Source organism: Hufsiella ginkgonis (assembly GCF_009834915.1).
Taxonomy (GTDB): Bacteria; Bacteroidota; Bacteroidia; order Sphingobacteriales; family Sphingobacteriaceae; genus Hufsiella; species Hufsiella ginkgonis.
Genome location: NZ_WVHS01000004.1, coordinates 300572 through 321422, shown reverse-complemented (window position 1 = coordinate 321422; position 20851 = coordinate 300572). Strand labels below are relative to the sequence as shown.

Annotated in this window: 24 protein-coding genes; 15 read left to right on the top strand and 9 right to left on the bottom strand. The window is 49.4% G+C overall.

The features are described from left to right. Positions 1–14: 14 nt before the first annotated feature. The 6 genes from GS398_RS17675 (at position 15) to GS398_RS17650 (ending at position 5029) form a co-directional block, all read left to right on the top strand. A complete protein-coding gene (locus GS398_RS17675; RefSeq protein ID WP_160908138.1) occupies positions 15–641 on the top strand; it encodes a hypothetical protein in 627 nt (208 codons plus the stop codon). After that, positions 638–943 carry a winged helix-turn-helix domain-containing protein gene (locus tag GS398_RS17670; RefSeq protein ID WP_369410275.1) on the top strand — a complete coding sequence of 102 codons (306 nt, stop codon included), beginning with the start codon at positions 638–640 and terminating at the stop codon, positions 941–943. The genes GS398_RS17675 and GS398_RS17670 overlap by 4 nt, the downstream gene beginning before the upstream one ends. A gap of 59 nt (positions 944–1002) precedes the next feature. Beyond that, positions 1003–2376 (top strand): cell envelope integrity protein CreD, encoded by a 1374-nt coding sequence (gene creD / locus GS398_RS17665; protein ID WP_160908137.1) that lies wholly within the window; start codon positions 1003–1005, stop codon positions 2374–2376. 183 nt (positions 2377–2559) lie between these two features. Further along, a complete protein-coding gene (gene rlmD, locus GS398_RS17660; RefSeq protein WP_160908136.1) occupies positions 2560–3999 on the top strand; it encodes a 23S rRNA (uracil(1939)-C(5))-methyltransferase RlmD in 1440 nt (479 codons plus the stop codon). 25 nt (positions 4000–4024) lie between these two features. Then, entirely contained in the window at positions 4025–4420 is a 396-nt protein-coding gene (locus GS398_RS17655) for a hypothetical protein (RefSeq protein WP_160908135.1), read from the top strand. Positions 4421–4519: 99 nt separating this feature from the next. Continuing rightward, complete coding sequence (locus tag GS398_RS17650) at positions 4520–5029, top strand: phosphoribosyltransferase family protein (protein WP_160908134.1); 510 nt, start codon at positions 4520–4522, stop codon at positions 5027–5029. A 34-nt stretch (positions 5030–5063) separates the two neighbouring features. Here the strand turns inward: GS398_RS17650 and GS398_RS17645 are convergent, their stop codons facing one another. The 5 genes from GS398_RS17645 to GS398_RS17625 are packed head-to-tail and all read right to left on the bottom strand — an operon-like array spanning position 5064 to position 8541. Next, positions 5064–5570 carry a shikimate kinase gene (locus tag GS398_RS17645; RefSeq protein ID WP_160908133.1) on the bottom strand — a complete coding sequence of 169 codons (507 nt, stop codon included), beginning with the start codon at positions 5568–5570 and terminating at the stop codon, positions 5064–5066. Further along, positions 5567–5734 carry a DinB family protein gene (locus GS398_RS17640; RefSeq protein WP_160908132.1) on the bottom strand — a complete coding sequence of 56 codons (168 nt, stop codon included), beginning with the start codon at positions 5732–5734 and terminating at the stop codon, positions 5567–5569. The genes GS398_RS17645 and GS398_RS17640 overlap by 4 nt, the downstream gene beginning before the upstream one ends. Positions 5735–5746: 12 nt before the next feature. Next, complete coding sequence (locus GS398_RS17635) at positions 5747–6805, bottom strand: ABC transporter permease (RefSeq protein ID WP_160908131.1); 1059 nt, start codon at positions 6803–6805, stop codon at positions 5747–5749. Continuing rightward, the gene (locus GS398_RS17630; protein ID WP_160908130.1) at positions 6806–7963 is read right to left on the bottom strand and encodes a BT_3928 family protein; all 1158 of its coding nucleotides are present in this window, start codon (positions 7961–7963) and stop codon (positions 6806–6808) included. Next, positions 7960–8541, bottom strand: a complete 582-nt coding sequence (locus GS398_RS17625; protein ID WP_160908129.1) for a DUF1599 domain-containing protein — start codon at positions 8539–8541, stop codon at positions 7960–7962. Before GS398_RS17625 ends, GS398_RS17630 begins: the two co-directional genes overlap by 4 nt. Before the next feature lie 50 nt (positions 8542–8591). On the opposite strand from GS398_RS17625, the gene folP reads away from it, so the two are divergent. Both folP and cdaA read left to right on the top strand, forming a co-directional pair. Beyond that, entirely contained in the window at positions 8592–9452 is an 861-nt protein-coding gene (gene folP / locus GS398_RS17620; protein WP_160908128.1) for a dihydropteroate synthase, read from the top strand. 104 nt (positions 9453–9556) lie between these two features. Next, positions 9557–10345 (top strand): diadenylate cyclase CdaA, encoded by a 789-nt coding sequence (cdaA, locus tag GS398_RS17615; protein ID WP_160908127.1) that lies wholly within the window; start codon positions 9557–9559, stop codon positions 10343–10345. Between the two features lie 91 nt (positions 10346–10436). Here cdaA and GS398_RS17610 read toward each other — a convergent pair whose 3' ends face one another. Beyond that, entirely contained in the window at positions 10437–10847 is a 411-nt protein-coding gene (locus tag GS398_RS17610; RefSeq protein ID WP_160908126.1) for a BrxA/BrxB family bacilliredoxin, read from the bottom strand. Between the two features lie 152 nt (positions 10848–10999). Between GS398_RS17610 and ahcY the strand changes: the two genes are divergently transcribed. The 7 genes from ahcY (at position 11000) to GS398_RS17575 (ending at position 17969) form a co-directional block, all read left to right on the top strand. Further along, complete coding sequence (ahcY, locus tag GS398_RS17605; RefSeq protein ID WP_160908125.1) at positions 11000–12316, top strand: adenosylhomocysteinase; 1317 nt, start codon at positions 11000–11002, stop codon at positions 12314–12316. Between the two features lie 168 nt (positions 12317–12484). Continuing rightward, complete coding sequence (locus GS398_RS17600; RefSeq protein ID WP_160908124.1) at positions 12485–12664, top strand: hypothetical protein; 180 nt, start codon at positions 12485–12487, stop codon at positions 12662–12664. A gap of 254 nt (positions 12665–12918) precedes the next feature. Next, entirely contained in the window at positions 12919–13515 is a 597-nt protein-coding gene (locus tag GS398_RS17595; protein ID WP_160908123.1) for a hypothetical protein, read from the top strand. Between the two features lie 134 nt (positions 13516–13649). Further along, positions 13650–15443, top strand: a complete 1794-nt coding sequence (locus tag GS398_RS17590) for a DEAD/DEAH box helicase (protein ID WP_160908122.1) — start codon at positions 13650–13652, stop codon at positions 15441–15443. Positions 15444–15523: 80 nt separating this feature from the next. Continuing rightward, entirely contained in the window at positions 15524–16153 is a 630-nt protein-coding gene (locus GS398_RS17585) for an RNA polymerase sigma factor (protein WP_160908121.1), read from the top strand. Beyond that, positions 16146–16937 carry a HEAT repeat domain-containing protein gene (locus tag GS398_RS17580; RefSeq protein ID WP_160908120.1) on the top strand — a complete coding sequence of 264 codons (792 nt, stop codon included), beginning with the start codon at positions 16146–16148 and terminating at the stop codon, positions 16935–16937. Before GS398_RS17585 ends, GS398_RS17580 begins: the two co-directional genes overlap by 8 nt. 33 nt (positions 16938–16970) lie before the next feature. Beyond that, the gene (locus GS398_RS17575) at positions 16971–17969 is read left to right on the top strand and encodes a DUF4097 family beta strand repeat-containing protein (protein ID WP_160908119.1); all 999 of its coding nucleotides are present in this window, start codon (positions 16971–16973) and stop codon (positions 17967–17969) included. 76 nt (positions 17970–18045) lie between these two features. Here GS398_RS17575 and GS398_RS17570 read toward each other — a convergent pair whose 3' ends face one another. From GS398_RS17570 to GS398_RS17560, 3 genes are all read right to left on the bottom strand, one after another. Next, entirely contained in the window at positions 18046–18324 is a 279-nt protein-coding gene (locus GS398_RS17570; protein WP_160908118.1) for a hypothetical protein, read from the bottom strand. 79 nt (positions 18325–18403) lie between these two features. Further along, a complete protein-coding gene (locus GS398_RS17565) occupies positions 18404–19411 on the bottom strand; it encodes an NAD(P)H-dependent glycerol-3-phosphate dehydrogenase (protein WP_160908117.1) in 1008 nt (335 codons plus the stop codon). Between the two features lie 65 nt (positions 19412–19476). After that, positions 19477–20844: an efflux RND transporter periplasmic adaptor subunit gene (locus GS398_RS17560; protein ID WP_160908116.1), complete on the bottom strand. Its 1368-nt coding sequence runs from the start codon at positions 20842–20844 to the stop codon at positions 19477–19479. Between the last annotated feature and the right edge of the window lie 7 nt (positions 20845–20851).

Below are 20851 nucleotides of genomic sequence, written 5' to 3'. Positions count from 1 at the left end.
TCAAAGTACTTTACATGAAAGAAAACAACCTGGACAAGGAGATCACTTCCATCCGCCAGCTGATGGAGCGGTCAACGAAATTCATATCCCTGAGCGGGTTATCGGGTGTGATGGCGGGGATTTACGCGCTGATCGGCGCCGGTATCTCGTACCAGGTGGTTTACGCCGCCTTTCCCGGAAGGTATTCTTATAACCCAGGCGATACGGAGAGTACCGAAAAGGTGATCACAAGACTGCTGTTGGTGGCCCTGGGCGTCGTTTTATTCGCCTTGGTGAATGGTATCTGGCTTACTGTACGGAATGCCAAAAAGAAAGGACAGCGCTTCTGGAATCCCTCCAGCCGGAGCCTGATGATTAACATGCTTATCCCGCTGATCACGGGAGGTCTCTTTATCCTGATCATGATCTTCAGGTCCTATTTTGGCCTGATTGCGCCTGCCTGCCTCATCTTTTATGGATTGGCACTGATAAATGGCAGTCATTTTACGGTTGGCGATGTAAAATGGCTGGGAATTTGTGAACTTGTGCTCGGATTATTCGCTGCCCTCTTCCCGGGTTACGGGCTTTTCTTCTGGGCAGCGGGTTTTGGCGTACTGCATATTGTGTACGGCATCATGATGTACTATAAATACGACCGGTGAGATCAGCATTCGAACATTTTGATAAGGCCTTCGAGAATCGGATCAGGCTCCAGATCATGAGCGTGCTTGCCGCCAACGAAAGCTATGATTTTAATTCGCTTAAGGAATTGCTGGAAGTGACAGACGGCAACCTGGCCTCCCACCTTAAGGGGCTCGAAAAAGAGGAATACATACAGGTCAACAAATCCTTCCTGGGAAGAAAACCCAATACCCGTTACGTCGCCACAAAAAAAGGTCTCACGGCCTTTACAAACCATTTGCAAGCACTTGAAAATTTAATTCGAAGCCAGCAAAAAGGATAATTTTTTTATATTTTCACTTTGAAATTCAAAGAACTTTTATAATTTAATATATCTTGATCATGAACGAAACCCCCACACAATCACCCGTTAGCCGGCTCCATGAATCGGTTCTTCTAAAGCTTTTTCTCGTGGTAGTACTGGCCCTATTGCTGCTTATCCCTTCCAACGCTATCCAAAGCCTGATCCGGGAACGGCAGGAGCGGCAGGCAACGGTGATCAATGAAATTTCCGGGAGTTGGGCTGGCGCGCAGCTGGTAGGAGGCCCGGTGCTGGCCGTGCCTTACCGCTATGTTGAGAAAGAGGAAACAAAGACCGCCGATTCGCTAAAGATGACCCAAAAGGAGGGGATGCTTTATGTAATGCCTGAAAAGCTGAACGTCACCGGTAAATTATCGGCGGAGAAGCGGGAACGCGGCATTTTCGAGTCCGTTGTTTACCGGTCGGGCATCAACGTATCTGGGAATTTCGATCCTGGCGATGTACGGCATCCCGACATTAACCCGGCCGATCTTAAATGGGATAAGGCAAGGGTAATTATCGGGCTTGCCGATATTAAGGGATTAAAGAACTACCCGGTGATCAGGTTTGGCGCGGGCAAACATGTCGCGGAACCGGATTATGAGACACAGCTTTTCCAGAAATCGCTCTCCGTTTTGCCGGGACTGACAGATAGCCCTACCGGGAAGGTAGATTTTGAATTCGACCTGCAGCTGAACGGGAGTCAGAACCTGTCTTTCTTGCATCTTGGCAAAACCACTACCGTGAAGTTGGAAGGCGACTGGGGCACGCCCAAGTTTGAAGGAAGATATTTGCCTGATAAGCAGCATACAACGGCCAACTCTTTCCAGGGAGAATGGAAGCTGATCGGGTACAACCGCATATGCCCGCAACAATGGAAGGGCAACCGGTACAGGTTTGCACTGCCGGCGCCTGCATTGCCTGATACCGATATGAAAACAGAATCAGACGATGCGGTCTTCGGGGTGTCGCTGCTGCTGCCTGTAGACCAATATCAGAAAACCATGCGCACCTCTAAGTACGCGATCCTGATCATCCTGCTTACCTTCCTTTCCCTGTTTTTTACCGAGCTCATCCGCAAACATCGCATTCACCTGCTTCATTATATCCTGGTGGGAGCGGCCATGACGATTTATTACGTACTGTTGCTTTCGTTTGCCGAGAAGACCGGCTTTAACTGGGCTTATCTCATCGCCTCGTCCGCAACCATTATCCTGGTAAGCAGTTTCGTGGCATCGCTCATTCGTAAGCGCGATATTTCGTTCCTCTATACCGGGATCCTCAGCACCTTTTATGGGTTTATTTACGTGATCATCCAGTTGGAAGACTTCGCGTTAATGGTGGGAAGCATCGGCCTGTTTGTCATCGTTGCCCTGCTGATGTACTTTGCCAGGAAAACAGAGCTCGGCTGGTAAGCGTAAAAGTGATTTTTTATTTCACTATACCGATTTGGTTTCTAGTACAAAAAGTGTATTTTTGGAATAAATAGTCCCTTAATTTTACTATTATGAGTCGGGAGATAATGGAATTTTCAGCGCTTATCGACGAGGAGTTTTCTTTTGAGATAGAAGAACTAGATTTTCTTATTTTTGCCTCCCATGAGAGCAAACCAGTCCGGGAGGAAGATCGTAGAGCAAGTTGAGGTAATTGATATTGCCGAAGAAGGAAAAGGAGTAGGTAAAGACGGCGATCTGGTGATCTTCATCGACAAAGGTGTTCCCGGTGATGTGGTCAACGTGGAGGTGATGCGCAAGAAGAAGAAATTTCTCGAGGCGCGCATTCACAGCGTGGTAAAGTTCTCTTCGCACCGGACGCAGGCGTTTTGTATCCATTTCGGGGTTTGCGGCGGTTGTAAATGGCAGCACATGACCTATGAGGCACAGTTGAGGTTTAAGCAAAAAAGTGTCACCGATGCGTTGCAGCGTCTTGCCAGAGTAGACGTTTCTCAATGCGAATCCATCCTGCCGTCGGTCAATACCCGGTTTTACCGGAACAAGCTTGAATTTACCTTTTCAGATAAACGCTGGCTCACGCAGGAAGATGTGACCAACAATGCACCGGGCGGCCCTGCACTGGGGTTTCACGTACCGCTCCGGTTCGATAAGATCCTCGATATCCGCGAATGCCACCTGCAAGCTGATCCTTCCAACGCCATACGGAACGAGATCCGCGGCTTTGCGCTGCGGGAGAACATATCGTTTTACGATCTCCGCAATCACGAAGGCGCTTTGCGTAACCTCATCGTACGCAGCTCTTCTACTGGCGAGCTCATGGTCATTGTCGTATTCGCCTACCCGGCGGAAGAGCAGGTTGAAAGCCTGATGGGTTTCGTCGCCGGACGTTTCCCGGGGATCACCTCCCTGCTGTACATCATTAACCAGAAAAAGAACGATACCATCTTCGACCAGGAGATCCGCACCTTCCGGGGTCGCGATCATATCTTCGAGGAAATGCATTCAGGGATTCCCGGTGAAACCCCGCTGCGTTTTAAGATCGGCGCAAAATCCTTTTACCAGACGAATTCCGTGCAGGCCAATGAATTGTATCGTATCACGAAAGAATTTGCCGGGCTTAAAGGCCACGAACGCGTGTACGATCTCTATACCGGCGCGGGCACGATTGCCAATTTTGTTGCGCGCGGGGTGAAGGAGGTGATCGGCGTTGAATACGTACCCTCGGCTATCGAAGATGCTTATGTAAATTCGGCGATCAACGGCATAAAGAATACGCGGTTCTTCGCCGGCGACATGAAAGACATCCTAACCCCTCAATTTGTGCAGGAACAAGGTCGCCCTGATGTGGTGATCACCGATCCGCCAAGGGCGGGCATGCACCCGGAGGTGGTAGCGCGCCTGCTCGGGATCGCCGCGGCGAAAATCGTGTACGTGAGCTGCAACGCGGCGACACAAGCGCGTGATATTGCACTGTTAAAAGAAAAATATACCGTGACCAGGATTCGCCCCGTAGACATGTTCCCGCATACGCAGCATGTGGAGAACGTGGCGCTGCTGGAGCTAACCGTCGCCGGACAATCATAACCCGGCGACTTTAACGCTATACAATATGGACCTTCAAGATCTCCTGAACCAGGATAACGAAAGCACCGTTCCCGGGCAGAAAGAAAGCCCGTTAAAAAGCCTCGAAGCCGACCTGCGTTTCTACAGCGATTCTATCCGCGAAGTCGCCGTAGAGATCATGCTGGAAGGGATCTCCGCCTGCCCGATCTTTGTGGCGCACCAGCATGAGGTTAAGCTGGGCGAGCCTATCCTTGATAAAAATGAGCTGAACACCTCCTGGAGCGTAAACGCGTCCACGCTGGAGGAGTTCGTGGAAAAAGGCATTATTCACCAGAATAAAAAGGACCGTTTCGAAAAGAGCTATAAAAACGCCCACGAGTTTATGTGCCTGTTCGTAATCGTGCCGGAAGGCGCGAATTTTGTATTTTACCCGTATAAATAGAGAGTCGGTTGTCAGTGATCAGTGATCGGTTCCCCTACGGCGCGCCTTACATGCATTGGCAACTGCTAACTATCTCAAATTTTCCCCATATTTACAGCAATGTCCGAAAAAAAGCTACTCATTCTAAACAAGAAACAGATCAGCCAGAAGATCGACCGCATGGCTTACCAGGTATGGGAAGATAATATGCATGAGGAGGAGATCGTAATAGCGGGGATAGCCGATTGTGGTTTTACTCTTGCAAAGCGAATTAAGGAGGTGCTGGAGCGTATCTCGGGGTTGAAAGTGCTGCTGATGCGGATCTCGCTCGACAAAAACAGCAGTCACCTGAAGGCAAGTACGGATATCCCGGTAGAAGATTGCTCGGGTAAGGCTGTGGTGCTTGCAGATGACGTGCTCAACAGCGGCCGCACGCTGGCCTACGGCATGGGTGTTTTTCTCAACATCCCGTTAACAAAACTACGCACCATGGTATTGGTCGACCGCAGTCACCGGATCTTCCCCGTTTCTACCGATTATACCGGGCTCGAGATCTCTACCGTCCTCCGTGAACATGTCGACGTGGTACTCGACGATGAAGGCGAAAATGATGCGGTTTATTTAAGATAGCCTTGTGCTTCCCGTTCGTGCCTTCAGCTTAATTCTAACCGTTTATCCGCAGGTAATCGATGATCTTCTCTGCGGTAAGGTCGATTCCGTTCAGGATGTAGTTGGCTTTCCGGTAAAACGGCTCGCGTTCAGCAAGTTTTTTGGTGATGAATTCAAGTAAGGCTTCCCCCTTCAGGTTTTGCAGTACAGGCCGTTCTTCCTGCGCGGTGTTTAGCCGGTCTGCCAGCACTTTGGGGGGTAAACTGATAAAGGCGGAGATGCCATGCTCGTTCATCCATTGCATATTATCGTGAAAGCAGGGAAGCCCGCCGCCGGTAGCGATCACCGTGTCTTCGGGAAACGCGGTAGTTTGCAGCGTATTTTTTTCCAGCTCGCGGAAGGCGGTTTCGCCGAAGGCTTCAAAGTAGCGGGGAATGGGCATGCCGGCGTTCTGTTCGATCACCTTGTCGAGGTCTACGAAACTATAACTCAATTTATTGGCAAGCTTTCGGCCGAGCGTACTTTTTCCGCAGCCCATAAAACCGGTCAGAAATATTTTCATAGTAAACCGTTCCTTTTTAACCAAATGTAATCTGTTGCCGGGCAGGCTATTTCATGCAGCCTGAATTGGGTAGCTACCTGCCCCCGGTGATAAGTAGAATGATTGGTAACGTGGTAAATGATATCGACCACCGAATTGGTCGCGACGGTAAGATCAGCGTTCATCAGGTTAAGTGTTTATTGGAGTTTTACCCTCGGGTCTACCAGCGCATACGCGATGTCGGCCAGGATATTAATGATCACAAAAATGAAGGCCACAAAAAGGATAGCGCCCATCACCACGGGGAAGTCAGCGTATTCCAGCGCATCTACCGTTGCCTTTCCCAGGCCGTTATAGCCGAAAATATACTCGACAAAAAAAGATCCTGCCAGCAACGAAGCAAACCAGCCCGAAATCGCGGTGATCACCGGGTTAAGCGCGTTCTTTAAAGCGTGCCGGTAAATGATCGTATGTTTATCGAGCCCCTTGGCTTTCGCCGTGCGTATATAGTCCTGGCTCAGCACGTCGAGCATCGCACTGCGGGTAAGCTGCACAATGATGGCCAGCGGGCGCAGCCCCAGGGTAAGCATGGGCAACACCAGGTTGCCGGGAGTAAGCACCTCTCCGCGAAACGGGTCATAATTGTACAAGCTGCCCGACATGTTGAGGCCCGTGTATTTGCTTAGCACGAAGCCGAAGATCCAGGCGATCACGATCCCGGCAAAAAACGAAGGTGCGGAAATGCCCAGTACGGCGAACGCGTTTGCCGACTTATCAATCCAGGTATCCTTATTCACCGCAGAAACGATCCCCAGGAAGATGCCGATGATCGTAGCGAAGATCATCGCGCTTAACGCGAGCACGATGGTGTTGGGAATGGTCTCGCCCAGGATGCTGCTTACCTCGCGGCGCGTTTGGTATGAGCGCCGCAGGTAAGGTTTTTTAAGCACCAGCGATTGTGCTTTTCCTAACGGGATAAGGCGGAAGTAGTGATATTTTTCGCGCGAAGCTGCGTCGTTCCCGTGGATGGAAAGCGGCAGCAGATCATTAAGGTAATAAATGAATTGTATGTAAACCGGCTTATCGAGCCCGAATTCCTTGCGGATAGCCTCCAGCGATTGCACATCGGGCCGTTGTCCCATCGTCATTCGCGCCGGGTCCCCGGGCAGGATATTGAACAGGAAGAAGATCACCCCGATAATCCCGGCCAGCACCGCGAGTCCATAACTTGTTTTGCGGACAATGAAGCGGAACATCTAGGGCGTTTTTGAAAAGTAGTTTTTCTCCAGCTCATCGTAAGAAGGCAGGCGGTGGTAATGCCACTTGTTAATCACCGTACCGTTTTTAAGAAGTATTAACCCCGGATTGGCACGTACCATGCTCTTTAGCGGCACATCGTCGGCATTAAAGATCTCCATTACCAGCTTATGCCGCTTTTTAAAGGCATCGGCGCCGGTTGGCGAGGTCGATGTAAGCACCACCGTACGGATATTGTAGTTCTCGGCGGCATTAATGGCGAGGGCATTCAGGTCGCCGATGGCACGAACGTCTGCTTTCTCGAGGCTGTTAGCCACGATCACAAGATTATAGTACGGATTGCCGATAATTTCAGTCGTGTAATCGGTGCCCTGCACATCGGTGATCTTGAGGTCGCGGATCTTTGGCTCAAATCCTTTTTTGATGAGCTTGTTTACGGGCTCCCCGATAATTTCCCAGTTGTCGTCTTTCCAGATCCCGGTTTTAAGGTACTCTTTATCCGTCATTACTTTATTTTCGCCGGTCTTTTTGTGCTTCAGCGTATAAGTGATCTCGAACACATCCAGCGGAGCGCCGGCGGGTACTTTCATTTGATCGGGAATGTTCAGCCCGGTCTTATACGGGAGAAAGTCCATCACCGGGAGGAAGTTAAGAGTATACAGCCCAAAGCCCGCCGAAAGGATCGAGATGATCCAGAGACTGGCACGTTCCGCTTTGGGATTGGTTATAGCCGGCCTGATCGATTTACGGTTAACGAAAATGACCACGATCAGTAACAGCAGGACCAGGTCCTTGGTAAACGATTGCCAGGGCGTAAGCGGGATGGCGTCGCCGAAACAACCGCAGGTTTTCACCACGTCGAAAAACGCCGAATAAAACGTAAGGAACGTAAAGAAAATGATCAGCAGCAGTAACCCCCAGGCCACCTGTACGGGCCGGATGCCCAGTAAAAGCGCCGCACCCAGTATCATTTCCAGCGCACACAGCAGGATGGCCATTGCGGTAGCATAATCTGCCAGGAACAGCATGTGGAAAACCTCGAAATACTCCACCAGTTTGTACCCAAATCCCAGCGGATCATTCGCCTTGATAAGCCCGGAGAAAATAAAGAGCACGCCGACCAGCAGGCGGCAGATGAACAGTATAATTCGTTTCATATGTTTTTTAGCAAACCGTTTCCATTCCCTGTTTTTCTGTCCTCATCGAGCCTGATCAACGCAAAGATGGAGTAATTCATCATGTCCTGGTAATTAGCAATTACGCCTTCTGATGCGAGGGTTTGGCCCATATTATCCTCAATTTGCTTTACGCGAAGGAGCTTCATCAGGATAAGATCTGTCAGGGAGCTTACACGCATCTCGCGCCAGGCCTCACCGTAATCGTGGTTCTTGGCAAACATCAGTTGGCGGGTTTCTTCGGCTTTGATATCAAAAAGCGCAGCCACTTTTTCGTAAGGCAGGTCTAAGGGCTCGGTGGCGCTCAACTCGTACTGCATCATGGCGATGAGGCAATAGTTAACGATCCCGATGTATTCAGGCCGGATCCCTTCTCCCACCATCGATACTTTTTTTTCTTCCAGTGTACGTATCCGCTGTGCTTTGATAAAGATCTGGTCGGTAATAGACGATAGCCTGAGCACACGCCACGCAGTTCCGTAGTCTTTTGTCTTTTTCAGGAACAGGTCCCTGCATAACTGCACAACCGCGCTGTACTCTTCCCCCGTATTGTTCTTCAAAATGGCCACAGTTTGTTTTAGCGATGAATTAATCGGTATTTTGTCGTTTTATGACGGATAAAAGTACAGAATTTCATCAAAAGATGACGCTGAATGCCGGCGGAACCATCCTCGATCTTTCTACGCCGGTAGTAATGGGGATCCTTAACCTAACGCCCGATTCATTTTACGATGGCGGCCGGAATAATACCGCCGCGCTGGCTATAGAAAGGGCAGGGCAGATGCTGGCCGACGGCGCCGCTATCCTGGATCTTGGGGCTTATTCCTCCAGGCCGGGTGCAGCGGATATCAGCACCGGGGAGGAAATTTTAAGGCTGCTCCCGGTACTCCGCGCCCTTGTAAAGGCTTACCCGCGTGCCATAATTTCCGTCGATACCTTTCGGTCGGAAGTGGCACAGGCCGCCATCGGCGAAGGAGCGCATATTATTAACGATATCTCAGGCGGTTCGCTCGACCCGCAACTCTTTGAAACCGTAGCCCGGTTAAAAGTACCTTACGTTTTAATGCACATGAAAGGAACACCGCAGAACATGGTTCAGCACGCACATTACCACGACCTGTTCGACGAAATATTTACCTGCTTTACCGAACGGCTCTTCCAACTGGGGGAGCTGGGCGTAACGGATATCTTGATCGACCCCGGCTTCGGCTTTGCCAAAACTCCCGAACAAAGCTACCGCCTGCTGTCCATGCTCGAACAGTTTAAAGCGTTCGGTCACCCGGTGCTCGCAGGCCTTTCCCGTAAATCAATGATCTATAAAAAACTCGGCGTCACCGCCGCCGAAGCCCTCAACGGAACCACCGTGTTAAACACCATCGCCCTGCAGAAGGGCGCCAACATTCTTCGCGTGCACGATGTAAAGGAGGCTGCCGAAGCGATTAAACTGGTAAGTCTGACGTTTAACGTTTAACGCTCCTGCAAAACGCCCGCGATAACCCATATATTTGCAAGCAGTAAAGTAATCATGATACAACCCCGACCTTCAGCTTACTACTTTCCTAACGTCCAACGTATATGCAAGGCCTCGATCTAAGTTTCCTCCATATCCGGCTGCTCGACGTGGTCGACATTATCCTGGTGGCGGTGATCATGTACTATGTGTATAACCTCATCCGGGGCACTATTGCGGTAAACATACTCTTTGGACTGGTGATCATTTACCTGGCCTATATCCTGGTAGATCAGCTGAGCATGCGCCTATTGAGCCGGATCCTGGGTGGATTTGTGCAGGTAGGGTTCCTGGCGCTCATCATCGTTTTCCAGCAGGAGATACGCAGGTTCCTGTTGCTCATTGGCAAAAATGCGAACCTCAAGAAAAATACCTGGTGGACTTATTTCTTCGGAGATAAAACGCTGAAAAAAACCAACCTCGCTTATATCAAAGCTACGCTTGATGCCTGCAAAAGCATGAAGGCCAGCCGGACCGGCGCACTGATCATTTTTGCGAAATACTTCGACGAGCAGTATTACCAGAACAGCGGCGAATCCATGGATGCGCACATCTCTAAACGGCTGCTGGAGAGTATTTTCCAGAAATACAGCCCGCTGCATGACGGCGCCGTGGTAATCACCGACGGGAAGTTAAAATGCGCCAGCTGCATCCTTCCCTTAACGGATAATGAAAATCTCCCGCTTCATTTCGGCCTCCGGCATCGTGCCGGTATTGGTATTTCGGAAGTAAGCGATGCCGTAGCCGTGATCGTGTCTGAAGAAACAGGTGAGATAGCCTATGCCAAACAGGGCCGCGTTAAAATGAACGTGGGGTACGCGGAATTGGAAAGGTTACTGAATAAGGATGCGTAATTGATCAGGTTTCAGTGATCAGTGATCAGTTTCAGGGCGTGTGGCGCATGCCGGCGCTGATATAACTGATCACCGACAACTGAAAAAAACCTTAGCAGTACGCCTCGAACGCACCGATCAAATTATCAGCGATCATCTGCGCAGGTCTTCCCTCGATCTGGTGACGCTCGATGATATGCACAAGCTTTCCGTCTTTAAACAATGCCATCGAAGGCGATGAAGGTGGGTAAGGCAGCATGTATCCGCGTGCCTGGTCTACCGCATCCTTCTCCATTCCGGCGAAAACGGTTACGAGTTTGTCGGGATGTTTTTCATTTTTCGAGGCAATTTTGGCGGCAGGACGTGCATTCGCAGCGGCACAACCACAAACTGAATTAACCACCACCAGTACGGTGCCTTCCGATTTCACGGCGGCGTCAACCTCTTCAGGCGTTTTTAACTCCTCAAAGCCGGCGCCCGTAAGGTCCTGGCGCATAGGGGCTACTAAATATTCTGGATACATCTCTTTTGTTTTTGGATTACAAAAATAGGAAATGTTTGATTAGCAGCGATTGCAGGAGGAGAGTTTTACTTTGGGATTACGAAGGGTAAACTTCCCGCTTTGTTATTCACGATCCGATCCGTTACCTTTGCGCTTCATTTAAAATCAAAATTATGTCATCAGTAGAGACAACTTACGTACCTTACAAAGTTAAGGACATTTCACTGGCGGAATGGGGCCGCAAAGAGATCGGGTTAGCAGAAGCAGAAATGCCGGGCTTAATGGCGCTTCGCGAAGAATTCGGTGCGAGTAAACCCCTTGCCGGCGCCCGCATTGCAGGATGCCTGCATATGACCATCCAAACGGCGGTACTTATCGAAACTTTGATCGAGCTTGGCGCCGAAGTTACCTGGTCGTCCTGTAACATCTTTTCAACCCAGGACCATGCCGCCGCCGCCATCGCTGCCGCCGGGATCCAGGTTTACGCATGGAAAGGCATGGATGCCGAGTCGTTCGACTGGTGCATCGAGCAAACCCTTCATTTCGGCGAAGACCGCAAACCGCTGAACATGATCCTCGACGACGGCGGCGATCTGACAAACATGGTATTCGATAAGTACCCTGAGCTTATCGCGGCGATAAAAGGCCTGTCTGAAGAAACTACTACCGGCGTTCACCGCTTATACGAGCGCATGAAGAACGGTACCTTGCACCTGCCGGCCATCAACGTGAACGACTCCGTTACCAAATCTAAATTCGATAATAAGTACGGTTGCCGCGAATCGCTGGTCGACGCCATCCGCCGTGCAACCGATATCATGCTTGCCGGTAAAGTAGCCGTAGTTTGCGGTTATGGTGATGTAGGTAAAGGTTCTGCCGAATCATTGAGCTCACAAGGCGTACGCGTGATCGTTACCGAAATCGACCCGATCTGCGCTCTGCAGGCCGCAATGGAAGGTTACCAGGTGAAAAAGTTATCTTCGGTTATAGGCGAAGTCGACATCGTGGTAACTACTACCGGTAACTGCGACATCGTTCGTGCCGAGCACTTCAGGGGCTTAAAAGATAAAGCGATCGTTTGTAACATCGGTCACTTCGACAACGAGATCGATATGGCCTGGCTCAATGCCAATTATGGCGATACCAAGGTAGAGATCAAGCCGCAGGTCGATAAATACACCATCGATGGTAAAGACATTATCATCCTGGCTGAAGGCCGTTTGGTGAACCTTGGCTGTGCAACCGGTCACCCTTCTTTCGTAATGTCTAACTCGTTTACCAACCAGACCCTGGCGCAGCTGGAGCTGTGGACCAACTCGGATAAATACGAGAACAAAGTGTATGTGCTTCCTAAGGCGCTTGATGAAAAAGTAGCGCGCCTGCACCTGGCAAAAATCGGTGTAGAGCTCGAAACCCTCGATCAGCACCAGGCCGATTATATCGGCGTGCAGGTGGAAGGTCCGTTTAAATCGGATGCGTACCGGTATTAAACGGCCGGTTACCTATAAAAAAACGTGACTGGTATTCCAGTCGCGTTTTTTTTTTTGCAGCCCCTATAAAATGGCCTGGGGTTTGTATACAGTAATATAACGGGGTAAATTAGTTAGCCTATTGATTCTTTAGTTAAATATATTTAGTTTTACATAATAGACATCTGTATGGGACTGATTAAAGCTTTTTTGAATTGGAAAAACAGGAAGGATACGTCTGATCTAAAGCGAATAGTAGTAACTTCCAACGGTGATTTTTACATGAAAAGTGAAGACATTTTTCATGACAAGGCTAAATCGCTGGCGCTGATAGATAAACTTAACGAGGCGGCGAATAAACGTTCCTGATTTCCTGAACCTACTTTAATCGGTTTTTTGTTATGCCGAGGCTGGATTTGATCCTTCTGCCACTCCTTGGTGGTTATCTTTTTCTTTCCACTTTTAACCTGACGAAATTTTATCACCAACGCGTCGAAAAGCAACGGCTGATTTTTAACGCATTGATCACCTCCTGTTTAATTGCTGTAGTCGGTTATCTTTTTGATTATTTTATACTCCGCTCCGAAAGATACCTGGACTTGTATGTCATCAAAACCGGGAAAATGGTTTTTTATCGCGGAGAAATAAGTGCGTTCGTATCCAAAGTAGTCGGAAAAGATGTTCCCGGCCTTAAGCATGCGATCCTGTTTTTTTTAATTTCCTATCCGCTCGCATTATTTTTTAATATATTTTTCACAAGGAAATTTTCTTTCGATTACACTATCGAACGGTGGGGAACGCAACTGGAAAAATTATTCTGGCGGTCGGTTAGCGAAGTACAGGAAGAAGACAAAATGCTGATGCTGACCACTAAAAGCAACAAGATTTATATTGGGATCGTGAATAAAATATCACAACCTATCGGGGAGCCTTATATAAGTATCATGCCTAGTTTTAGCGGGTATCGAAATAAAGAAACCCTCAGGTTGGAGCTTACAACCAGGTATACCGACATACGTAAAGCCTATATCCTTAAGGACAGGGTAAATGAGCTGGATGAAAAACTGGGTATCATTTTACCGATAAGTGAAATCCTCATCGTATCAAGATTCGATAATGAGATCTTCGGATGGTTTAATGACAACCCGGCCAGAGAAGCCGGGCGCCCGCTATCAATAAGAGGCAGGATCAGCCAGGCATTCAGCGCTCTTTTCCGGTAACGCACTTTTGTATTCATTATCTTATTCTTTTTGTTAAAGCACCTATAGGCTCCGGGTAGCTTTTTATTGCCAATAATAAACCGTACCTTTGCACCGCTTTTAGGCAATGACGCCAGGAAGCTTTATAATTTATCATGAACCCATTTAGTACGTTGGGTATCCGTCATGATATTGTTAATGCCATCACTGATTTGGGATTTGAAACTCCCACACCGATCCAGGAACAAGCCATCCCGGTATTACTTTCAGGCAGCAACGATTTTGTCGGATTAGCTCAAACAGGAACCGGTAAGACGGCAGCATTTGGCCTGCCTTTGTTAGAACTACTGGACTTTAACCAAAATCATCCCCAGGCATTAGTTCTATGCCCAACCCGCGAACTTTGTTTACAGATCACCAAAGACATAAACAACTACGCGAAAAACATTAAAAATGCAAACGTAGTGGCCGTATACGGCGGTGCCAGTATCATGGACCAGCTTCGCGCGATCCGCAAAGGCGTACAGATCGTGGTGGCTACCCCGGGACGTATGCTCGACATCCTGAACCGTAAAGCAATCGATTTCTCCGAAGTACGTTTTGTCGTACTTGATGAGGCCGACGAAATGCTCAACATGGGTTTCCAGGAAGATATCGACAGCATCCTTTCGACCACACCTGAAGACAAGAAAACCTGGCTTTTCTCGGCTACTATGCCGATGGAAGTGCGCAGGATCGCAAAAAAATACATGACCGATCCCCATGAGTTAACCATGGGTACCAAAAATACCGGCAACGTGAACATCGACCACGAATATTACGTGGTGCGTGCGCGCGATAAGTATGCGGCATTTAAGCGTATCGTCGACTTTAACCCGGAGATCTTCGGTATCGTGTTTTGCCGTACCAAGATCGAAACCCAGGAGATCGCTGAAGCCTTGATCAAGGACGGCTACAACGCCGATTCGCTTCACGGCGACCTTTCGCAGCAGCAGCGTGATAAGGTAATGAAACGTTACCGTGAACGCAGCCTCCAGTTGCTTATCGCTACCGACGTAGCCGCACGCGGGATCGACGTGAACGACGTTACCCACGTAATTAACTATTCATTGCCGGATGAGATCGAAAACTACACGCACAGGAGCGGCCGTACCGCACGTGCCGGTAAAACCGGTGTATCGATCGCCATCATCAATTCTAAAGAGCTGGGCAAGATCCGCCAGATCGAGCGTGTGATCGGCAAGCAGTTCACCAAAGCGGAGATCCCGAACGGGTTCGATGTTTGTGAAAAGCAACTCTTCGCGTTGGTGCATAAAGTACATAATGTGGAAGTGAACGAGGAGCAGATCGAGCAGTATATTCCAAGGATCATGGACGAGTTTAAAGACCTCTCGAAGGAAGACATTATTAAACGTTTCGCTTCCCTCGAGTTTAACCGCTTCCTGGAATATTACCAGAATGCACCGGACCTGAATGCCGGTGACGAGCGCGGTTTCGAGCGTACCGGCGATCGGTTCCCGCGCAACGGCGGAAAGAGCGAGTACACCCGTTTGTTCATGAATCTCGGTTCTGTAGACGATTTCACTCGTGGCGATATGCTGGGATTCATTTGCAGCCAGGGCAAGATCAGCGGAAAAGCGGTGGGTAAGATCGACCTGAAAGGTGTTTACACCTTTTTCGAGGTGGAGAACGCAGTGGCCGACCAGGTGCAGCAAGCGTTCAAGTCGGTAGATTACCAGGGTCGTAAAGTGAGGATCGAACTTGCAGGCGATCGCGGAATGGAAAGCTCAGGCGGTAACCGTGGCGAACGCAGCTTCGGCGGCGGTGGTTCGTTCCGCGGAGATCGCCGTTCCGGCGGTGACCGTCGTGATAGCGGGGGCGGCTTCCGCGATTTTTCCGGCAAACGCCGGGAGGACAGGAGCGGAGGCGACAGGAAGAAGAAATGGTAGTCGCAAACCCATAGATGATAAAGAAACCGTCTCGTAAGTTAATTATGAGGCGGTTTTTTTTATGCTTTTCTATCCGGTACATGCAACAATCGCCGGTTGTGCACGACTTCCCTTTAGAAACTACTTTATATCCCATACAAGCTTACACATTGGGCCAAACAGCAAACAAAAGCGATAGCGAACTAATTGCCTTATGCCAGGCAAACCGCGATCTTGGTTATAGCGGGTTGTACCAGCGATATGCACGGCGTGTTTACAACTCGATACACCGGTTCGTGTCGCATACCGCCGAAGCAGAAGATATTCTCCAGGAAACGTTCATAACCGTTTTTAGAGAGGTCGCCCAATCGAGCAGGATACAGAATTTTGAAGCATGGGCAAAGAGAGTCGCTATCAACAAGGCTATTTCTCATTTACGAAAAAAGAAGATCGAGTTTTCAGAAATAGATTATATGGAAATGAGTGATGAAGTATTCGACGATGCGGAAGACAACGAGCTCATGGAAAATAAGCTGGAGGATATCAGGAACAGTATCGATAACCTGCCCCAGGGTTACAAAACGGTGGTGTGTCTTTACCTTTTCGAGAATATATCCCAGGAAGAGATTGCAATGATGCTTGGTATCTCGCACGCTACCGTCCGGACGCAGTACCATCGTGCCAGGAAGAAGATCTTATCATCTCTAAAAGACAAAGCGTATCATGGATGATCAATTAAAAAAATATGTACAGGAGAACCGGGATGACTTCGATCATCTCGAACCTTCGGAGTCAGTTTACCTCAGGATCAGGGAAGGATTACAAACACTTCCGAAGAAAGAGAAGAACGTGTTCCGCCTCTTCGCCGGTCATAAATGGATGGCGGCAGCATCGGTAATGCTGATGCTTTCTTTGACCTACCTGGTGTTGAACCAACGAAACCGCCATGCGATCGTAGCGCCTCGTGCCATGGGAGCGGCACCTAAAGTCCCGCAGACCGCTATGGCTGACACGGGCAAGAGCGTAGCAGGAACCCAAACGGATCATATTGCCAGGGCGACGTATTCAAGGTCCGGTCCATCCGTGTTAAAAAAAGGCAAGCGGGACCAGGCTGGCGTAAACATCAGCGCCATATACAACGACCTGGCCGACAGTAGTTCTGCAAGCACCCGTTTAACGGCGGTGCTTAAGATCCGTGAATCGGAAGTGATGAACGCAGAGATCGTCGACAACCTCGCCAAAACGCTTAATCACGATCCCAATAGCAATGTGCGGCTGGCCGTACTGGACCTTGCCGGGAAATATGCCAATAACAGTTATGTAGCGGGGGTATTCCTGCAATCGCTTACGAGTCAGCAAGATCCGCTGGTACAGCTTGGACTGATCGATCTCCTGTCGCGGGTTAATGACAGGCGGCTCGACGAACGGCTCTATGCATTGGCTGGCAATCCGGAAACCACGGATGCGGTAAGGGACCGTGCTTACCTGGTGCTGCTCAACCAGAACAAACTTTAACAATAAATCTTAACACGCTTAAATATCCATAAAATGAAAAAGACGCTAACATTATTACTCATCCTTTTAAGCGCCGGCATACTGGCCCGGGCGCAAAAAGAATATCGTTTAACCAAATCAACAGGAAATCTCAAGATTAATCTTACCAACGCCATCATTGAAGGTTATAACGGGAAGGAGATCATTTTTTCGGGGCAGGCGATAGAGGCTCCGGAGCCGGACGAGCGGGCAAAAGGGCTGGTGAACATCAACAGTACCGGGTATACAGATAACACCGGTCTGGGCATCAGTGTAACAGAAAACGGTACCGACGTAAGCGTAAAACTGGTGGCCAAAAAATCGATCGGTACGCTCACGATCAAGGTGCCTGAAAATATGAAAGTGTCATTTTCCAATCGCAATGACTTCGATTGGGCCTACAGGAGCGGACCAGCGGAAACTCTGCTCCTTAAAAACCTTAAAGGCGAAATAGAGGTGTTTGCAAATAACAATAAAGTGAGGCTCGAGTATAACACGGGGCCCATGAACGTAACAACATTATATGGGTCGGTGGAAGCGGTTTTTAAAGGTGACATAAAAGGGCCCGTATCTATCATTTCCGTACACGATTATGTTGATGTTACCCTTCCTGCTACGACAAAAGCAAACATCGAGCTCAGCAGCCAGGCCGGGAAGCTTTACGCGGCAAAGGAATTCGACATCAGCATAGAAAAAGCCGAGAGCGATAAAGAGATAACAGCCATAACCGGCAGCGGCATATCCGGTAAGAATCCGGCAATTGCGACAACTAACGGACAGTCCGCTACTATCGTGGCTCAACCAGGCACGCAGGTGGTTGAAGTTGCGGGGATAACGGGTCAATCAACGGGGAAATTAACTGATGGCAAGCGATATATAATGGAATACCCGGCTTCAACGTACTCCTATGCGATTGGCGGCCGCCAAGCAGAGCGGATCAAAGGTAAGCTTAACGGCGGCGGTATCAACCTGATCTTTAAATCCACCGATAAAAGTGTTTACCTGAGGCAATAATAAGAGGAGAGAAAGCGGCCTGTATCCACGGAAATTATTAAGGCCGATGGATACAGGCCGTTCCGGTACGATAGCCCTAGGTCGTTTCCAGGTAGATCCTTTTTCCTTGCGGATCTTCGTAAAAGTGCCTGTCGTACATATCCGCATAAACGTGCTCGCCGTTGGGTCCGTGTACATCATGCATCAACCGGTCTTTTAACTGCCGGCCATAGCGGCGTATCTTGTTGCCGGCTTCGTTGAGGGTATCGGCAATTCGCCCGGTAAAGTCGGTGCCGAATTTTTTGCGGTATATCACCACGGCGCTAACGGCTGCTACTCCGGCAAGCACCATCAGTAAACTTGTTGTCTTTTTCATATGAGTAGGTATTTGAAAAGATAACAACCCCTTCGGCACTAAGTTTTGGAAAAGAGTAGTGGAAATTACCCGGTCACGGCTAAGAGAGTACTTCGGATAAGGCCCTCATGGTTACGCCGGGAGATTGCCGCTCATATAAGATCGCGTACACCGCTTTACAAATAGGCATGTTCACCTCGTAGTTACGGTTGATCTCGTAAAGGCATTTCACGGCGTAATATCCCTCAGCGATCATGTTCATTTCTAATTGCGCAGAGCGGACCGTATATCCTTTACCGATCATGTTCCCGAAGGTACGGTTCCTGCTAAACTGCGAATAAGCGGTAACCAGCAGATCGCCCAGGTAGGCCGATTCTTTGATATCGCGGTTAATGGGGTGCACGGCGTCCACGAACCGTTTTATCTCGCGGATGGCATTGGAGATCAGTACTGCCTGGAAGTTGTCGCCATAGCCTACACCGTGACAGATCCCGCTGGCGATGGCATAAATATTCTTCAGCACAGCAGCGTACTCAGTGCCGTAAATATCGTCGGACACGTTAGTTTTGATATACCTTGTATTAACCAGCGCGGCAAATACGGCGGCGAATTTGGTGTCGCTCGAGGCGATTGTCAGGTAGGAGAGTTTCTCCAGCGCCACTTCTTCGGCGTGACAGGGGCCGCTGATCACCACGATATCGGTAAAGGGAATGCCATAGCGCACGTGCATAAACTCACCGATGATCATGTTCTCATCCGGCACGATGCCTTTAATGGCTGATACGATCTTCTTGCCGCGGAGGTCGGAAGGTTCGATGCCGGTAAGCGCCTCTTTCAAAAAAGCGGCCGGTACGTTAAGAAGCAGGATATCTACCCGCGCAATGGTTTCGCGAATGTGGTTGCTGATGTTCGTTGCCGGCACGCGGATCTCCACCGAGCTCAGGTAACTCGGGTTGTGGCGGTACTTCCGGATGTGATCGGCCGTTTGTGCGCTTCGCATCCACCAGTAAATTTCTTTGTCCTGGTCATTGTCGCACAGCATCTTGACGATGGCTGTGGCCCAGCTTCCCCCGCCAATGATACCGATCCTGGGTGTTAATGTTTCCATAAAATAAAATGTCCCCGAACGGCAGTGCCATTCACGGGGACAAGTTAATCGTTTTTAACTAAAAACTATTTTTTCTCAGGAGTGAAGAGTTTCTCTTTGCTCACCTTCTCTACTGCCATGCCGTCCTTCAGTGTCCGGGAAATGGCATTAAACGGGCGGGAGACTACTTCTTCGCCACCTTTTAATCCGCTCAGCACCTGGATATAAGTATCGTCCTGGATCCCGGTGGTAACCAATACCTGTTTTACTTTTCCGGCGCTGTAAACGAATACGTACTCTTTCACCGGCTCATCAGATTTCTTCTCATTTTGCTGCGAAGAATTGTTGTTATTTCCGCTTTGCGGGCCTTTCCCGGCATCGCCTTTCGGTTTATCTTCTTCGCGTGTGGTTACCGCCTGGATAGGAATGGCAATCCCGGTTACTTTATTGGTCTGGATATCCACGGTCGCCGACAATCCCGGGCGGAAGGGAGAGGTGTTGGCGTTGCCGCTTTTTATCAGCGCCGCATAGGATTCAGGGAGCATCCGCACCTTTACGGTAAAGTTGGTCACCTGGTCTGCGCTGGTACCTGCCACGTTTGCAGAGCTTCCGATCTCTGTTACCACGCCTTTGAATTTCTTTCCCTGGAAAGCGTCGATCTCGATCTCCGCCTCGTTATTTAGCGACACACGGTTGATGTCGCTTTCGTTCACGTCAACACTCGCTTCCATGGTGTTCAGGTTCGAAATGCGCATGATCTCGGTACCTGCCATTTGAGCCGTTCCTACCACACGCTCGCCAAGCTCTACCGAAAGCTTAGAGATCACACCGTCAACCGGCGCGAAAATAGTGGCCTTTGCCAGGTTGTCGCCGGCTTCTTTCACCATCGCCGATGATTGGTCGATACCGTAGCGGGAACCGATCACGTTCTGGCGCAACGCTTCAAGATTCGCTTTTGCGGAAGTATATTGTGCCTCGGCGGCATCATACTCAGAAGCCGAAAGTACTTTTTGTTTATAAAGTTCCGAACTTCTTTTAAAAACAGCCTCCGTATTCTTGAAATTAGCCTGTGCCTGTTTTAACTGCTGCTCGGTACCGGCAAGCGAAGCTTTCTGGCTGTTTAACGAGGCCACTGCGCGGTTGTAGCCCGATTGCAGAATGTCCGGGCGGACCTTACAAAGCAGCTGGCCTTTTTTAACCACGTCGCCTTCTTTTACCGATAGCTCTACGATTTCACCGGAAACCTCCGAGCTGAGTTTTACCTCAACTTCCGGCTGGATCTTTCCGCTGGCAGATACGGTTTCTTTAATGGAGCGTTTTTCTGACTTATCGGTCGCAACCTGGGTGACGTCGCCCTTGCCAAACCAGCCGAGCTTACTTCCTGCAATTACCAGGATCAAAACGACCCCAAGCCCGATCAGGACGTATTTCAGCGTATTGTTTTTCTTCTTCATTGTGCTA

What these genes read in the sequence shown, in the direction of transcription:
- GS398_RS17650 (WP_160908134.1), top strand. Translation starts at nt 4,520, where the DNA reads ATGTCCGAAAAAAAGCTACTCATTCTAAACAAGAAACAGATCAGCCAG.
- GS398_RS17595 (WP_160908123.1), top strand. Translation starts at nt 12,919, where the DNA reads ATGGTTTTTTATCGCGGAGAAATAAGTGCGTTCGTATCCAAAGTAGTC.
- GS398_RS17575 (WP_160908119.1), top strand. Translation starts at nt 16,971, where the DNA reads ATGAAAAAGACGCTAACATTATTACTCATCCTTTTAAGCGCCGGCATA.
- GS398_RS17580 (WP_160908120.1), top strand. Translation starts at nt 16,146, where the DNA reads ATGGATGATCAATTAAAAAAATATGTACAGGAGAACCGGGATGACTTC.
- GS398_RS17610 (WP_160908126.1), bottom strand. Translation starts at nt 10,847, where the DNA reads ATGTATCCAGAATATTTAGTAGCCCCTATGCGCCAGGACCTTACGGGC.
- GS398_RS17560 (WP_160908116.1), bottom strand. Translation starts at nt 20,844, where the DNA reads ATGAAGAAGAAAAACAATACGCTGAAATACGTCCTGATCGGGCTTGGG.
- rlmD (WP_160908136.1), top strand. Translation starts at nt 2,560, where the DNA reads ATGAGAGCAAACCAGTCCGGGAGGAAGATCGTAGAGCAAGTTGAGGTA.
- GS398_RS17645 (WP_160908133.1), bottom strand. Translation starts at nt 5,570, where the DNA reads ATGAAAATATTTCTGACCGGTTTTATGGGCTGCGGAAAAAGTACGCTC.
- GS398_RS17600 (WP_160908124.1), top strand. Translation starts at nt 12,485, where the DNA reads ATGGGACTGATTAAAGCTTTTTTGAATTGGAAAAACAGGAAGGATACG.
- GS398_RS17585 (WP_160908121.1), top strand. Translation starts at nt 15,524, where the DNA reads ATGCAACAATCGCCGGTTGTGCACGACTTCCCTTTAGAAACTACTTTA.
- GS398_RS17630 (WP_160908130.1), bottom strand. Translation starts at nt 7,963, where the DNA reads ATGAAACGAATTATACTGTTCATCTGCCGCCTGCTGGTCGGCGTGCTC.
- ahcY (WP_160908125.1), top strand. Translation starts at nt 11,000, where the DNA reads ATGTCATCAGTAGAGACAACTTACGTACCTTACAAAGTTAAGGACATT.
- GS398_RS17655 (WP_160908135.1), top strand. Translation starts at nt 4,025, where the DNA reads ATGGACCTTCAAGATCTCCTGAACCAGGATAACGAAAGCACCGTTCCC.
- GS398_RS17590 (WP_160908122.1), top strand. Translation starts at nt 13,650, where the DNA reads ATGAACCCATTTAGTACGTTGGGTATCCGTCATGATATTGTTAATGCC.
- cdaA (WP_160908127.1), top strand. Translation starts at nt 9,557, where the DNA reads ATGCAAGGCCTCGATCTAAGTTTCCTCCATATCCGGCTGCTCGACGTG.
- GS398_RS17565 (WP_160908117.1), bottom strand. Translation starts at nt 19,411, where the DNA reads ATGGAAACATTAACACCCAGGATCGGTATCATTGGCGGGGGAAGCTGG.
- GS398_RS17675 (WP_160908138.1), top strand. Translation starts at nt 15, where the DNA reads ATGAAAGAAAACAACCTGGACAAGGAGATCACTTCCATCCGCCAGCTG.
- folP (WP_160908128.1), top strand. Translation starts at nt 8,592, where the DNA reads ATGACGGATAAAAGTACAGAATTTCATCAAAAGATGACGCTGAATGCC.
- creD (WP_160908137.1), top strand. Translation starts at nt 1,003, where the DNA reads ATGAACGAAACCCCCACACAATCACCCGTTAGCCGGCTCCATGAATCG.
- GS398_RS17640 (WP_160908132.1), bottom strand. Translation starts at nt 5,734, where the DNA reads ATGAACGCTGATCTTACCGTCGCGACCAATTCGGTGGTCGATATCATT.
- GS398_RS17635 (WP_160908131.1), bottom strand. Translation starts at nt 6,805, where the DNA reads ATGTTCCGCTTCATTGTCCGCAAAACAAGTTATGGACTCGCGGTGCTG.
- GS398_RS17570 (WP_160908118.1), bottom strand. Translation starts at nt 18,324, where the DNA reads ATGAAAAAGACAACAAGTTTACTGATGGTGCTTGCCGGAGTAGCAGCC.